General features: G+C 58.3%; 12 protein-coding genes. 3 read left to right on the plus strand and 9 right to left on the minus strand.

Annotated elements, in window-relative coordinates; translation table 11 throughout:
• Window positions 1–8: 8 nt before the first annotated feature.
• Genes QT230_RS04005 through QT230_RS04015 form a run of 3 tightly spaced genes read right to left on the minus strand, consistent with a single transcriptional unit; the run spans window position 9 to window position 4245 of the window.
• Window positions 9–1226, minus strand: a complete 1218-nt coding sequence (locus tag QT230_RS04005) for an MFS transporter (RefSeq protein ID WP_308320273.1) — start codon at window positions 1224–1226, stop codon at window positions 9–11.
• Window positions 1226–2257, minus strand: coding sequence for a methyltransferase (locus QT230_RS04010; RefSeq protein WP_308320274.1), 1032 nt, complete (start codon window positions 2255–2257; stop codon window positions 1226–1228). The genes QT230_RS04005 and QT230_RS04010 overlap by 1 nt, the downstream gene beginning before the upstream one ends.
• Window positions 2254–4245, minus strand: coding sequence for a TonB-dependent receptor (locus tag QT230_RS04015; RefSeq protein WP_308320275.1), 1992 nt, complete (start codon window positions 4243–4245; stop codon window positions 2254–2256). Before QT230_RS04015 ends, QT230_RS04010 begins: the two co-directional genes overlap by 4 nt.
• Before the next feature lie 85 nt (window positions 4246–4330).
• On the opposite strand from QT230_RS04015, the gene QT230_RS04020 reads away from it, so the two are divergent.
• Window positions 4331–5245 (plus strand): AraC family transcriptional regulator, encoded by a 915-nt coding sequence (locus QT230_RS04020; protein WP_308320276.1) that lies wholly within the window; start codon window positions 4331–4333, stop codon window positions 5243–5245.
• 17 nt (window positions 5246–5262) lie between these two features.
• Here the strand turns inward: QT230_RS04020 and QT230_RS04025 are convergent, their stop codons facing one another.
• From QT230_RS04025 to fhuB, 3 genes are read right to left on the minus strand one after another with little or no spacing between them, the layout of a single operon-like run.
• Window positions 5263–6918 (minus strand): multidrug ABC transporter permease/ATP-binding protein, encoded by a 1656-nt coding sequence (locus QT230_RS04025; RefSeq protein ID WP_308320277.1) that lies wholly within the window; start codon window positions 6916–6918, stop codon window positions 5263–5265.
• A 26-nt stretch (window positions 6919–6944) separates the two neighbouring features.
• Window positions 6945–7733 (minus strand): siderophore-iron reductase FhuF, encoded by a 789-nt coding sequence (gene fhuF, locus QT230_RS04030; RefSeq protein ID WP_308320278.1) that lies wholly within the window; start codon window positions 7731–7733, stop codon window positions 6945–6947.
• Entirely contained in the window at window positions 7730–9730 is a 2001-nt protein-coding gene (fhuB, locus tag QT230_RS04035) for a Fe(3+)-hydroxamate ABC transporter permease FhuB (protein WP_308320279.1), read from the minus strand. Before fhuB ends, fhuF begins: the two co-directional genes overlap by 4 nt.
• A 185-nt stretch (window positions 9731–9915) precedes the next feature.
• Here fhuB and QT230_RS04040 point away from each other — a divergent pair, with 185 nt between their 5' ends.
• The gene (locus QT230_RS04040; protein ID WP_308320280.1) at window positions 9916–10872 is read left to right on the plus strand and encodes a siderophore-interacting protein; all 957 of its coding nucleotides are present in this window, start codon (window positions 9916–9918) and stop codon (window positions 10870–10872) included.
• Entirely contained in the window at window positions 10865–11488 is a 624-nt protein-coding gene (locus tag QT230_RS04045; RefSeq protein WP_308320281.1) for a cytochrome b, read from the plus strand. The genes QT230_RS04040 and QT230_RS04045 overlap by 8 nt, the downstream gene beginning before the upstream one ends.
• A gap of 134 nt (window positions 11489–11622) precedes the next feature.
• Here the strand turns inward: QT230_RS04045 and QT230_RS04050 are convergent, their stop codons facing one another.
• The 3 genes from QT230_RS04050 to QT230_RS04060 form a co-directional block, all read right to left on the minus strand.
• Window positions 11623–12645 carry an ABC transporter permease gene (locus tag QT230_RS04050; protein ID WP_308320283.1) on the minus strand — a complete coding sequence of 341 codons (1023 nt, stop codon included), beginning with the start codon at window positions 12643–12645 and terminating at the stop codon, window positions 11623–11625.
• Window positions 12642–13412 carry an ATP-binding cassette domain-containing protein gene (locus QT230_RS04055; RefSeq protein ID WP_308320284.1) on the minus strand — a complete coding sequence of 257 codons (771 nt, stop codon included), beginning with the start codon at window positions 13410–13412 and terminating at the stop codon, window positions 12642–12644. Before QT230_RS04055 ends, QT230_RS04050 begins: the two co-directional genes overlap by 4 nt.
• A 106-nt stretch (window positions 13413–13518) precedes the next feature.
• Window positions 13519–14592, minus strand: coding sequence for a sugar ABC transporter substrate-binding protein (locus QT230_RS04060; RefSeq protein WP_308320285.1), 1074 nt, complete (start codon window positions 14590–14592; stop codon window positions 13519–13521).
• Between the last annotated feature and the right edge of the window lie 369 nt (window positions 14593–14961).

The following is a 14961-nucleotide window of genomic DNA, read 5'->3' on the forward strand; positions in this document are numbered from 1 at the left end:
TATGCACTTCACCTATTCAACACAGCCCGCTGTAGCCCCCGGCTGACTATCAACGCCAGCACCACTACCGCTGCCATACATAGCGCTAGCATGGTGAACATGCCCGAATAACCCAGCTGGTCGAGCACAATACCGGCGAGCACGGGCACCGCCAGGCGCGACAGGGTGAAAAGACTGGCCTGTAGACCGTAATCCAACGCCCGGTTCCCCGGTCTGGCAAAGTGCATCATCAGCCCGAACATCAGCCCCGATAGTGCTCCCATGGCGCAAGCGATCAGCCCCGCGCCTACTAGCCATAGCGACTGCCCGGCGGCCATGTGGCTCACCAATCCCAGGGTCGCCAAGGCCAGTGCTCCCAAGCCAGCGAACAGCGGCACTGCTCGGCCAATGCCTATCCCCATTGCCAGGCGTTGACCCGTCAGGCTAGCCAAAGCCCCCATCACGCCTCCACCAACCCCAACCCACCATGCCACCTGCTCTGCTGGCATACCAAGGTCAAGCATCAGTGGTTTAAGATAGATCCAACCAGCGCCGACAAAAGGGAAGAGCAACATCAACAACGCCACCCAGATACCAGCAGCAGGCTGACGAAAAAAGTTCAGCACCCCACTCTGATAAGGCGGCGAAAAGTGCGCTTCTGACGAGGTATGAGGCTCGTTTTCTGGCTGTGCTGTCACCACCAGAATGCCGCCCACCACGAGTAGCAGTGCCATCAGCACAAAGGGAACCGCCCCACCCGCTCGCTGGTGCAGCACCAACAGTAGGCCACCGCCCACCACGGCAGCCAGAAACAGGGCTGCCGAACGAATGCTACCAGCGCGCAGCCGCTCCTCAGCGGGCAGGCAACGAATCGCCAGCGCGTTCACGGGCACATCGGCCCAGGTCGCCAGCAAGCTGATCAGCAGCACCCAGGCATAGAAGCGCGGCGGCTGCGCGAGAGGAAAATCGTACGCTAACCCCAACAACGCTAGGCCCAGCAACAGCCCGAGCAGGCATGCCCAGGCGCGATAGCCTCCGCCAGCGAGGCGGCAGCGCTCCACAGGAACCGCCATCACCAATTTGAGTATCGCAGGCAGCCCCGCTAGCTGTAGCAAACCAATTTGTGTGCCGCTCCACCCTTGTTCGCGCAGAACCAGGGGCATCCCTAGCAATAGATAGATGCTGGGCAACGCCAGGGCAAAGTGAAGCCAGCCGAACGTCAGTTGCTTGGCTATCACAGAGCGCATCAGTTCCCCCTCCTACGCGCCACCAGTGCGGTGGCTGGCGCCATGGGAAGCGCTATCGGCTGCGCCTCACACACTTCGAAACCCTGGGCCAGCAGTGCTTCGCGCAGCTCACCGGCCTGGGTCACTCGACGCCCCTGCCACAGTAGCGGCAGGTAATAGGAGAGCATGCGGCGGGCCGCCTCGGGTTCATCAGGAATTTCAGCGTGCACGCAGATCAACTCACCGCCGGGCTTTAGTGCGGCATGCAGTTTGGCCAGGCAGGCCGAAAGCTCGGGCACAAAATGCAGTACCGAAGAGCACCAGATCAGATCGTACCCAGTGCCGATGTCATCCCTCGCCAGATCGCCGCCCCGCGCTTCGATACGTGACACCAAGCCGGCTTCGGCGATATGTTGCGCGGCCACATCGGCGGCTTCTGGCAGTTCAAAGACCACACCGCTCATCTGTGGAAACGCCTTCGCCAGGGCTACGGCGACTAGCCCTGGGCCTCCGCCTAGATCCAGCAATCGCCAGGCTGCTTCAGGCGCCATCCGTTGTGCCACCACTTCACAGGCGGCAGGCGCTGTCACCGCCATCTGCTCACGTGCCAGATGGCTACGTGCCGCCGCAGCCCAGCGCTCACCGCTGGCTAGCGGCGCCGACTGCCTCTGTTCGTGCAAACCCTCGGCCAGCCCTGCGCCAAAGTCTCGCAGCGAGGCGAGTCGAAAGCGCCAAGCCTCGCCACAGTACAACGGCGAAGAAGATGCCAGGTAGCGCTGTGCAACATCAGTGCAGATATAGCGCCACTCACCTGCAGCATCTCGATGCCGGTCGAGAAGGCGCATGCTCCACAGCAGGGTCAGCCAGTGTTCGACGCTCACTGGCCGCCACCCTCTGGCGTTGGCCAAAGCCGCCGCCGAGTGAGGCTGCTGAAGCGTTTCGAAGAGTCCCTTTGCCAGCGCCAATTGCAGTGCTTCGGCCTGCACGGAGGCCAGCGCTAGATCCCAATAGGGTTGCAGTGCATGGGGAAGGAGGTCGTCAGCATGGCTCATAACGACACCCCCAAGCGCAAGCCGATTTCACGGGGAGGGCTGTACTCCCGCACGCTGTCATTGAGCAGGCCGACGGCGTCGTAACGCCGGTCAGTCGCGTTGTTGACGTAGACCCCCAATTGCCATGGCCCATGGCGATAACCACCCGCCACATCAAGCAGGACATGCCCAGGGCGACTGAAGCGGTTGGCCGCATCCAGGTAGGTTTTGCTCATGCCGCTGAGATTGGCCTGGGCATACCAGTTCTGAGGCGAGTCGTAGCGCAGCCCCAGACGAGCGCTGATATCAGGCGCAAAGGGGTTATGGTGACCGGCATGGTCACCGCTAAGATCATTGAACTCGCGAAAACGGGTACGATTGAGGGCCAGGCCCGCCTGGAGCGTCCAATGTCCGCCCAGCAGGTAATCAAGATCCAGTTCGAGACCCCGCGAGCGTGCGGCGGCGGCATTGGTGATCAGTACGCTGCCGGGCTGGAGAACCTGCTGCACCTGCATGTCGTCAATGGTCATCCAGTAACTGGCGAGCCCATAGCGAAGCCGTTGCGAAAACGCCGTTCCTTTCATACCCAGCTCATAGGAAGTGACTTCCTCCGGAGCGTAACCGGGGTAGCCACTCTGCGCCGAGAAGGAGTTGAAGCCACCGGCACGAAACCCTTCGGCATAGCGGGCATACAGCCAGTCGTCATCACCCAGACGGTACTGCAGAGCCAACTGCGAGGTAACATCACTCCAGCGCTCACTGCGTTGCCCGGCCCCCTGGGGCGTCAACGCCACCCGGCTCTGCTCTATGCGTAGGCCTGGTGTTAAGCGCCAACGCTTACCCAGCGGCAGCGTCCACTGCCCGAATAGTGCGAGGTTCTCAGCCTCTAGCGTCGCCTCATTGCGCTGGGTGCCCATCGGGTTGCTTTGTTCGAACTGCAGCTGATGGTCATCACGGTCGCCGTACAGGCCCACTACCCAACTGCTCTGCCCCTCATCGCCCTGACGCTCCAGGCGCAGTTCCTGAGATAAGGTGGTCAAACGCTGGTCGCGCCCCATGGCAAACCGCTGGGCCGGCGTAAGATCGGTATCTTGGGTAATACGATCGTGGATCTCTCGCCGCGCAGTGATCGAGCGCAGCGCTAGATCTGCCGTCAGCGCATGGTGTACATCTAAAGAGACATCCTCGCCGGATGAGCGATTGCTACCAGGGTCAAGCGACGTAACACGGCGCGACTCGTTCTCGACCCGCCCCCAAGGCGCCGCGCCATCACGATAGTCCAGCCGACCATAGCGTAGGGTAACGTCGGTGTCCTGCGTCGGCAGCCAGCGTAGACTCAGGCGTCCACTCTTGCGTTGGCGGTCATCTGCCTTACCATCTTGTCCCTGGTTCTCTACGAAGCCATCCTGTTGGCGCCACTCTCCGCTGACACCCAAATAGAGCTGTTCAGGCACTAGCGCCTGGGCAGCATCAAGGCGTAGCGAGGTTAAATCGCGGCTGCCCAGCGTAGCCTCCAGTTCGGCATAAGGGCCTTCATCCGGTTGACGGGTATGCAGGCTGATCACTCCGGCCTCGGCGTTGCGGCCATAAAGCGTCGACTGAGGGCCACGCAGCACCTCGACCCGCTCCACACCGAGCAGGTTGTGATCGAACCCCTGACCGCTCACCACCGGCACGCCGTCAATCAGCATCAATACCGACGAGGAGAAGGCGGTGGCGCCCGAGGTCAGCCCGCGCATTACCGGCAACGCGGTACCCGACTGGCCAAAGGGCTGAAAACTCAATCCAGGCGTATAGCGCGCTAATTCGGTGATATTGGCAGCGCCTGTATCAGCCAGCGTCTCGCCCCAGATCACCGCCAGGCTCGACGGCACTTCCTCTTCGGCCTGGGCTACCTTATTGGCCGTCACGTTTACCACTGGCAGCCCTTCGCCTTGAGCGATGCTGACCGTACCGCATCCTCCCAGCAGGAGTATCACCGCCACTTTCTTCAACCCTTTGCGCTGCATCGTTCCCCCTTAAACGCTGTTGCTGGCTCCTACTGGCGCAGGAGTGCTTAAGGGAGTAGGCTAGCGACAAACGATATCAATTATCATGCTCATTCATATGCAAACCAATTCACTTCTTATGCATAGCGATACACCACTGTCCCCCGATAGGCCCCTACAAGGCTCCCACTGCTGCGTGCTAGATGATGGCCTCTCGGTGGTGCTCACCCGCTACCGTGCTCGCCAAGCGCTGGTCGAAGAGAGCCACACCCCTCATACGGGGGCGGGCGTGATTATTACCTTCGGTTTGCAAGGCCACTCTGATTATCGAGAGCGCTGGGGGCCGCGTGTCGACTTCCGCCACGGCCACACCACGGTTACCGCCTTTGACCATAGCCAAGGCGAGCGCCACATTCCGGAAGGTGAAACGGTGCTTCAGCTACGCCTGGTGGCCAGCACCGGCTGGCTAGCGCGCTATTTGGGGGAGCGTTACCAGTCAGCGCTCCCCGCCTCTAAGGGCGTTCGATCACTGGCGTTTCAGCCCACGTCAGCGGGCAGCCGCGCGCATCTTCAGGCGCTCCAGGCTTCCCTCCAAACAGATAGCGCTCGTATCCAGAAACACATTCACGCCCTAAGCCTGCTGGGAGAACAACTCGAAGCGCTGTTACCGGAACCCCGCCATACACAGCACATCGCCACCGCCGACGTCGAACGCATCGTTCAGGCCCACGAGATCCTGATCAACGAATTAGACCGTCCATTAACGCTGGCTTATTTGGGAGCTCGGGTGGGATTAGGGGAGCAGAAACTAAAGCAGGGGTTTCGTCGCATGTTTGGCACTACCCCTCAGCACTTTCTTCATCAACAGCGCATGCGTCACGCCCATATGCTGCTGGAGAGCGGCCAACAGGTCGCCCAGGCCGCCTACGCCACGGGCTATCGGCACCCAAGCAACTTCAGCTCAGCTTTCACGCGCTTCTTCGGTTATGCCCCTAAAGCCATTAAACAGCGCAAAAGTTGATAACAAGCGAAACGCTTTCAACTCACCCTCGCCACCGCATCGCGGCTGGCCGCTTCACGCTGCTCACCGGTAAGTTCAACTAGCTGACCGCCGCGCATTTCCAGCAGCCGGTCGGCCTGGTCGAAGTAGTGGTCGTCGTGGCTAATCACTACCAGCGTTTTGCCTAGCGCCCTTAGCTGCGGTATCAGCTCACGGTAGAACACCCGCCGAAACTGGGGATCCTGGTCGGCGGCCCACTCGTCGAGCAGCAAGAGGTCGCGCTGTTCGGCCACTGCCAGCAGCATCGCCAGACGCTTACGCTGACCCTGAGAGAGGTTGATGTTGGTAATGCGGTCGCCATCGAAATCGAGCTTGCTGTGCATACCTAAGGCTGCCAGCCACTCTTCCATCAGCACCGGGTCGGGTGACTCGCCCGCGGGGCCCATCAAACGGTCAAATAGATGCAGGTCGGTATAAATCGCCGAGAAGTGTTGGCGATAGCGTGTCCAGTCCTCTTCCCGCAGCGGCATGCCATCGACCCGTACGCAGCCGCTTTGCGGTTGATAAAGCCCTGTAAGAAGCCTTGCCAGAGTCGATTTGCCACTGCCGTTGCCGCCAATCAGAAACACCACTTCGCCGCGATTTAAGGTCAGATCGATAGGGCCGATAGCAAAGCCCGGCCGGGACTCCTCATCCGGGTAGCGATAGCTGACCTGTTCCAGAGTTAGCGCCTGCCAGTTGTGGCGCAGCGCAGAGTGCCCAAACGCCTCACGGTGCTCGGCCAGATCTAAGCTGCTGATCTTTTCGAACGCTACCCGGGCATTAATCAGCGTCGGAAAGGCACCAATCGCCTGCATCAGCGGCGCACGCAGAAATAGCAGCGTGAGTGAGAACGTCGTGGCTACCTGCACCGATGCCCAACCCAGACCATTGGCCAGGAAGAACGCTACGCCGATAGCCCCCAACATCATAATGTTGAACCAGTTCACCGCGCTCAGATGATAGGTATCGCCAAGAATAAAATGGCGCCGACAATCCTTTGCGTTCGGGGTGTAGACATCGCGATACAGCCATTCGGCACGGTCGCGATTTAGCGCCAACTCTTTGCGCCCCTCGATCACCGACTGGTAATCCGCGTAGAGACGATCCTGTATTTCGCGCAGTTTGGCCATATGCCCATAGACCCGGGCCACCAAGCGTATGCCAATTAAAATAGTCACGATCACCCAAAGCGCGGTGACACCCAGCATGGCAGGCGAAAGCCACGCCAGGTAAAGCGTGGCGCCTACCGTCAGCACCCCACCCTGCACTAGTTCCGGCAAGCGTATAAACGCAACGGTCACTGAACTCACGTCGGTGGAGAGGCTCGCCAACAGGCGCGCACTGCCAATCTGCTCGGCGCGTTCGATATTGGTATCCAGAATTCGCTTGATCAACTGCCCCCGCAGCCGGTAGACAAAATGGTGGCCCAGCGTGGTCAGCGCCAACTGAGATGTCAGGGTAATAACCAGTAACAGCGCTATTAGCCCCAGGAACTCAGGCAGGATGCGCCAGGGGTCAGTGAAAGTGCCCAGCAGCCGTTGATTGATAAAGGCGATGACACCGATGCCCAAGCCAGCGCTTATTAGGCTGAGCAGTACCACGGCCACAAACGGCCAACGATAATCACGCCATACAATCCTCAACAGTTCCATGACAAGGCTCCTTGGCGATTCGAAGGTTAGCGCCGACGCTTGACCGGCTTATTTTCGGGTTTTAGCGGGCAGCCACCGCAAAGCGGCTCGCCGGGTAGCCGGTATTTGATACAGCACAGCCGCCGCACCCGGGTCGGCGTCTCACCGCCTAGTTCCAGATAACGCACCGGCTGATAAAGCGGGTTGCGCCGCCCATCGGGGAGCGTCTTGGTATTGAGATAATCCAGCAGCGGGTCACCCGCGCCGCTGAATTCCGGGAGTCGCGAGCAGGTCTTTCCCACGAACTCCACATAGGCGCCAAGGTTGCTCCAAAACACTTTGGGAGAAAGCCCAGAGACCGCTGAAAGCGCCTCAATAAGTGGCGCACAGTGGTCGTCAAACAGCGTGGTAAAGCGCGCCAGGGGCGCTTGAGAGGAGAGCGGGAAGCCGCCGTGTGGCAACCAGATACGCCCGATCTGACCTTTATCGCCAAACGCCAGCCGTAGTTCGTTTATACCCACCGGCAACGCGTAACTGAGGAGCAGATTGGCCACCAGCGTCGGAATCGAGACAATGCTGAAATGATACTTCGACCAGATTGAAGCGACGGCTTTGCGGTCGGCATCTTCACCGTGGCTGCGGCCGTAACGCGCCAGTTGCTCACTTAAGAAGTCTCGATCCAGCAACGCAGAGACTGCCAGCGTCGGTTCATCAGGCTGACCAAACGCTGGGGCTTTCAGGTTATCCAGCGGTGGCTGGCGGTAGAGCGCTAACAGCGCCTCCGCAGGATCCACCGCTGCTGAAAGCTCACTCGTTTTGATCGCCACACTGCTCATAGCCGCCGCAGCCCCCACATAAAGTAAGCGCCGCCAATCAGGGAGGCGACCAAGCCGGCCGGTATTTCATAAGGGAAAATAATCTGCCGGCCGACCCAATCCGCCAGCACCATCAGCAGCATACCGATCAACGCCGCGCCCAGCAGATGCTGCCCTGCCCGGGAGAAGCCCACCAAACGCGCCATATGCGGCGCTAACAAGCCAATAAATGACAGCGGCCCAACCACCAGGGTGGCGCAGGCGGTGAGTAGCGCCACCAGCAACAGCAGCGCCAGGCGGGCACGGTTCAGCGTTACCCCAAGCGCTTTGGCCGTCGGTGCGCCTAACGGCATGATATCCAGCCAACGGGTAAACGGCAGCGTGACCAGTGCCAGTACGGCGGCAATACCGCCGACGACAACGGCGTTGGTGATATCCACATAGTAGGTAGAGCCCGCCAGCCAGGCGATCACCTGCTGACCGCGCGGATCGCCACCCGCCAGCATCACGCTGCGCACCGCATCAAACAGCGCGCTGACAGCCACCCCGGTGAGCAGCAAACGCTCGGGGAGATAACCGCTCTTGCGGTTGATACCCACCAACACCACCAGCGTCGCGAAAGCCCCCAGAGTGCCGACGCCAATCAGCATCATATTGGTGGGTGCGGGCAGCAGGAAAATCCCCAGAATCAGCGCAATGGCACAACCACCGCTGATACCCAAGACTTCGGGGCTGGCCATGGGGTTGGCGGAAAGGCGCTGGAGAATCGTCCCGGCAATCGCCAGCATCAACCCGCTGGCGGCAGCCGCCATCACCCGCGGCATGCGCCACTGCATCACGTTCCAGTTATCCGGCGACAACAAGTACCAGCCATCAACACCCTGGCCTACGAGCAGCCCAAGCAGCGTGGCGCCCAATAGCGCGAGGATTAAACCCGTCGCCAAACGCGAAGGCGCCGGATGGCGATGGGCGAAAACCCCCGCCCCTTTAGGCGGCTGGTCGCCCTGGAGTTTCAGGCGCGGAATCAGCCACATTAACAGCGGCGCCCCCAGGGCACCGGTAATCGCTCCGGTCGGAATAAAGGCCGCCACCATACCACCGAAATGCTGGAGCAGCAGATCCGTGGTGGTCAGCAGCACAGCCCCAAGTAGCGCCGACCACAACAACCGCGGTCCTAATCGGCGCGCCCCGGCCATGCGCACAATATTGGGCGCGGCCAGACCGATAAAGCCGATGATGCCCACCACGCTGACGATGCTGCCGGTGATAAACACCGCCAACCCCATGCCCGCAAAACGCAGATAGGCAAGCGAGACGCCGAGGCTCTTGGCGCTGGCGTCGTCCAGCTCCAGCACCGCCAGAGGGCGCAGCAGAAACCAGGCGGCCACACAGCTAATCGCTAGCCGTGGCCAGAGAATCGCCACGCCATCCCAGCCATTTTGTGCCAGCGAGCCAGCGCCCCAAATCAGCAGCCCCGAGAGCGCCTCGTGGTTAAACAGCAGCAGCGCGGTGGAGAGCGCCCCCAGGTACAAATTGACGACCAGACCCGATAGCACCACCACAATAGGGGCCAAACCGCGCCGCCAGGAGAGCAAGAAAACCAGCCCCACTGCCAGCGCGCCGCCCACCAAGGCGACCCATTCGCGACCCGCTACCAATAGCCCCGGCGCCAGCAAGGTGGCGGTCATCAGCGCCAAATTAGCGCCTGATGCCACCCCCAGGGTCGTGGGCGAAGCCAAGGGGTTGCGCAGCACCTGCTGCATGAGCACACCCGCCAGACCCAAACCGCCCCCGGCGAGCAGCGCGATCGAGAGGCGCGGCCACCAAGCGTAGTAGAGCAGCAGCTCATCAACGTTCTCAAAGGAAGGCGCCACTAACGCCTTTAGGCCCAGAGCAAAACCGCCCTGCCCCTGCAGGCCAATCCAAAATAGCACCACCATCGGCAGGCTAAGCAACAGGCAGGCTTTCGCGGGCGACATGCCTCCCACTCGTTGGGCAACTTGCGCGGCACCTAGCATAGCAGGCCCCCTTTTGTGGTGACCGTGTCGTTCGCAAAGCGGGACGTGATAGGCAGCAGAATCATTGTCTTAGCCTTACTATGTTCGTGAGGTTGATAATTGAATTATTGACAACGATTCTAAATGATAATAATTAGCACTACAATTGACTCCTTGATTTATGCACACGTAAAGGAGACACCACCATGGCAGCCAAACCGAGCTACCAGCTTTTCGATATCACCCTCGCCCGGCGCACTCAAGTCAGCGCCTCGCTCGTCAGGTTCACCTTTACCGGCCCAGACGTTGGCCACATGGCGACCTACGCCCCGGATCAGCGCGTCAAGCTGTTCTTCCCCGAGGGCGGTGGCAGTCTCGACCCGTTGTTCGAGATCGCCAAGCTGGAAGAGCACGACTGGTACGGCGCCTACCGCGCCCTACCTGACGCCCAGCGGCCCTCTGCGCGCACTTACACCATCCGCGCCCTTCGCCCGGAAAAAGCCGAGGTGGATGTAGAGTTCGTACTCCATGGCGACAATGGCCCCGCCTCACGCTGGGCAATGCGCGCCCGCCCCGGCGACCGCCTTGCCATGACAGCCCCCGTCGCCAATGCGGAAGGCCCAAAACTGGGCTATGAGTGGAAGCCACCACAGAACGTGCGCCGGATCCTCATCATCGCCGATGAAACCGCCCTCCCCGCTGCCGCTGGCATTCTGGAAACCCTCGATGGCCTGCCTTTAAAACCCAGAGTCGAAGCGCTGTTCGAAGTGCCCCGCAGTGACGATGTTCAGCCGCTGCCCCAAGCCGCCAAACTGCACTGGTTGGCCCGAGATGCCGAGCCCGGCTGCCAACACGGGGAGCTGCTGATGAGAGCGCTGCGCGATATCGATTTGCACAGGGAAATTCAAGCGCTAGGCGGCACGCTTGCTGACGCTACTACCAGCGCGACTACCAGTGCCACGATCAACGACGAAAGCGACGATGAGGACGGCCCACTCTGGGAATCCGCCACCCTGGACGACAGCGCGCCCTTCTATGCCTGGATTGCCGCTGAAACCAAGGTCGCCATGAAGCTGCGCCGCTATTTGGTCAACGAATGCGGGCTGCCCAAACAGTACGTCACCAGCATGGGCTACTGGCGCCAAGGCAAGGCCGATGGTTAAAGGAGCGGCAAACAGCACAGCGCTAAACAGTGATCACATAAGCACACTAGCTCAAACACCTATTGGCTGGCGAGACAGCCCCAGCCACTACGGACGCATAAGCCGTGCGCTGCACTGGCTGACTGCCGCGCTGGTCACGCTGCAATTTACTGTGTTGCTGGCTTGGGGAGGGATGGGCGAAAACACGATTACGCTATTTTTGGCGAACATCGGGCCTCATGGCTCGTTAGGTTTTCTGATTCTGATCGTGACCCTGGCACGCCTTGGCTGGGCATGGATCAACCGCAAGCAGCGCCCATCCCAGCCGCCTGGATGGGGTGGGCGCATGGCGCGCCTTGTGCATATCACCTTTTATGCGCTGCTGTTGTGGCTACCCGCTTTCGCCGTTCTGCGCCAGTATGGCCGCGGCGGCGCGCTGCGCTTTTATGGCATGGAGCTACTGCCCGAAGCCGAGCGCGACATCACCTGGATGATCGCACCCGCCGACCTCCTTCACGGCCCACTCTCGTGGCTTCTATGTGGGTTAGTCATCGGCCATATAGTAATGGCACTGGTTCACAGGTTCTGGCTCAAGGACAAGGTGTTGGCGCGGATGATGGGAGTAAGTGATGGCTAAGGAACTGACGAATCTCCGCGCTAAAAATCAGCCCACTGAAAACGTCAGTTCTGTCGACCCAGTCCCCATGATAAAAACGGCTAAGTTCTCATCAGCATGATGTACGACGTGATATTGCACCACTTATAAAGACCTTACTCTTCGGCCTCTTTTATTCTAGAAAATGCCCGGGTATCAATGACCCGGCGGCGGTGTTCCTGGTAGGCCACCGCGAATATCAACAGGAAGCCAAGTAGCACGCGCTGCAGGTGAAAATCAGCCCCAATGAGCACCATCCCATTTTCGAGAACCCCGATGGTCAGGATGCCCAACAAGGTACCTCCAATGGTTCCTACACCGCCATAAAGGGCCGTTCCACCCAGCACCACAGCGGCAATGATGTGCAATTCATAGAGATTACCAAGGCTGGGTGATGCCGCATTAAGGCGGCCCACGATAATCGCCGCCGCCAGGCCGACACACGCGCCTTGAAAGGCATAGACAGCCACCTTGTGCCGGTTCACATGAATACCCAGAACTTGACAGGCTTCTTCATTCGAGCCTATCGAGACAGTGTGGCGACCGAAACGGGTGTGGAAAAACAACCAGTAGGCGAAAGCTGTCGCTGTCAGAGCAATAATCGCTGGAACCGGTACGAAACCAATGAACCCCTGACCGATGAACCTCAAAGACTCCGGCATCCGAATGATTGATCCCCCCATGAAAAAGTGAGTAGCGCCACGCAGAGCAACCAGCATGCCCAGCGTGACGATCAGGGGATTGATCCGAAAGCGTGTAATGACCAGACCGTTGAAAGCGCCTATCAAGGTGCCCAGTCCGACGACTAGCACCATTGCAATAGCGACCGGCGTGCCTGCTTCGATCAATGTACCAAGCACCATGGCACAGAGACCCAAGTTCGAACCGACAGAGAGGTCTATTCCACGACTTGCAATGACAAATGTCATTCCCAGGGCGATTATCAAATACACCGCCACCTGTCGCAGAATATTCATTTGATTGCCAATATCGAGAAACCGGTCACTCAACAGGGTGATACCAATATAAAGAAAAACGATCACAATGATGAGCGGGTTGATTTTATCGAGCAGGGAAGCCTGTGACCCTTTTTGCTTAGCCATCCCTGTATCATTGGCCTTACTTTTTAGACTCATCATTGCAGGCGTCCTCCCATGATCAGTTGGACGACATCTTGTTGGCTGACCTCATCGGTGGCTACGCTGGCCGCGATACGTCCTCCCTGTACAACCACGATACGGTTGGCAATGGAAAAGACATGCTCCAGGTTATGACTGATAACCAGGATCGAAAGACCTTGAGCATGCAGGTTTCTGATGACATTAAGCACCTTGGCTTGCTCTTGGATGCCTAAGGCCGCCGTTGGCTCATCCATAATCATCAATTGAGCCTTGGCGGAGAGAAGGATACGTGCAATTGCGATTGCCTGGCGCTGCCCACCCGACATCAGTCGCACTGGACGATCCACCGATTGCAGTTTGATCTTGATCTGATCCAGTAAACGCTCGGTCTCGAGACGCATTTTCTTGCGATCGAGTATCGGCAGAAACCCTAGCCACCGCTTCATTGGCTCCTGCCCCATAAACAGGTTGCCAGGTGCATCGACATCGTTCACCAGCGCCAGGTCCTGAAACATGGTCTCGATACCTGCGTCACGCACTGCATCGGGCCCGCTGGGATGAAACGGTTTACCCTGCCAGAAGAGCTGCCCGCCATCTGGCTTCACAACGCCAGACAGCATCTTGACGATAGTGGACTTGCCAGCACCATTATCACCCACCATGGCGACCACTTCATTGGGGAAAATATCGAAAGAGACTCCCCTTGCCGCCTCAATAGCACCGTATGATTTCCTCAGATCCTGTAGAGAAAGCAAGGGAGAAACAGCAGTATCCATAGAATCCATAACCCCTAAAATATCTCGTTCATCATCCTGCACGAGTTGCAGGACACTCCCTGAGAAGACGACACCTCACCCAAGCCGGATCGATAAAAAAGGTTCCGGCCACTTTTCATTGACCGTGGTAGTCACGCAGAAAAGCGTTGACGTCGAACATCTCTAAAGGCACGAACTGAGCAATAGAGTAGACGGATTCAGTGACAGGAATGTCGGAATAGACCGTCTTCTGGATCTGGTCTTCATTACCCGTCAGGTGTTGCAACAAGGCCTCTGCCGAGGCACGCCCCATTGAGCGAGGGTCTCTGAAGGGGGCTACGCCTATCTCACCCAGTGCCACGCCTTCCAGCTCTGCAATCGTGCCTCCCATGCCGCCGACAATAATCTCACCCGGTTCCAATCCGTTGGCGATCAAGGCTGAGCTAGCTGATACAGACATATAGCTATTAAGAGCCACGATGGCATCGAAATCATAGGCGGCCAGGGCACGCTCGGTCTGCGTATAGGCAAGATCACGGTCAAAGTCCGCATACGCTTCATAAACGATTTCAACATCAATGTCTTCAGCCTCTTCGAAGGCACGCAATACCCCTTGGCCGCGTGCCTCCGAGATCTCAGAGTCAGCGGGCCCCCAAAGCATAACGATCTTGGGGTTGAAGTTGCCTTCACCACGCAAGTGATGCATTAACCAGTCGCCTGTCTTATAACCCATTTCATCATGGCTATAGACGACCCAGTTCAACACTGCATCATCATAAGGAACACCGCCCTCGGGGCGTTCATAGTCAGTCATCAGCAGTTTGGCACCGGAGTCGGCGATAGCCATTAGCCCAGGCTCATTAAGATCCAGAGAGGTTGGCCCCATCAGCACGTAGTCCAGCTCCTGAGAGGCAAAGTTTTCAAGGTTCTGTACCATTTGAGCATGATTTGAGGGCGTATCAGGAGCAGCCTGATAGAACTCATATTCGAGCCCAGCTTCGTCAAGGTGCTCACGAAACCCTTCCCGCAACTGCCCAAATATGGCACCCAAGTCGATGCTGTGCGCTGCGAAACCAATTTCAATAGGCTCATCGGGGAAGTCGCTTTGCTGGGCCTGTGCACTTCCCACTATGAACACAGTGGCAATTACAGCGCAGGTGCCCGCGAAAGGAAGATGGCCAAAGCGACTGTGTTGCTCTGTTATTCTCATGTGTAACCTCATTCTAATTATTATTGTCGCGATAGTCATAGAAGACTGACAAGTATCAATTATGGCTGGAGCGATTTAAGTGGCTAGATTCTCCAATTAATATTGGGCAGTGTTGAGGAATTAAAGATTTTATAGAGTGTACTATCGTGCAGATTTATTATTATTTTTCCTTAGCGATACTGCATTCTTGAAAAGAGATCCGAAGCCGCTGTAACTAAGTCTGAAAAGCACACCAGACTATTTTGATTACTCCCTGATCAAAAGATCGTACACGACCCATAAAAAAGCAAAGTTGCTGGACCTAGACTTTGGGCAAAGATATCAGAGGCTTCGGATTTTGCACTGCAAAATGAGGTATCAGACTCTGTT

It is taken from the genome of Halomonas sp. SpR8, from assembly GCF_031010195.1.
Taxonomy (GTDB): domain Bacteria; phylum Pseudomonadota; class Gammaproteobacteria; order Pseudomonadales; family Halomonadaceae; genus Vreelandella.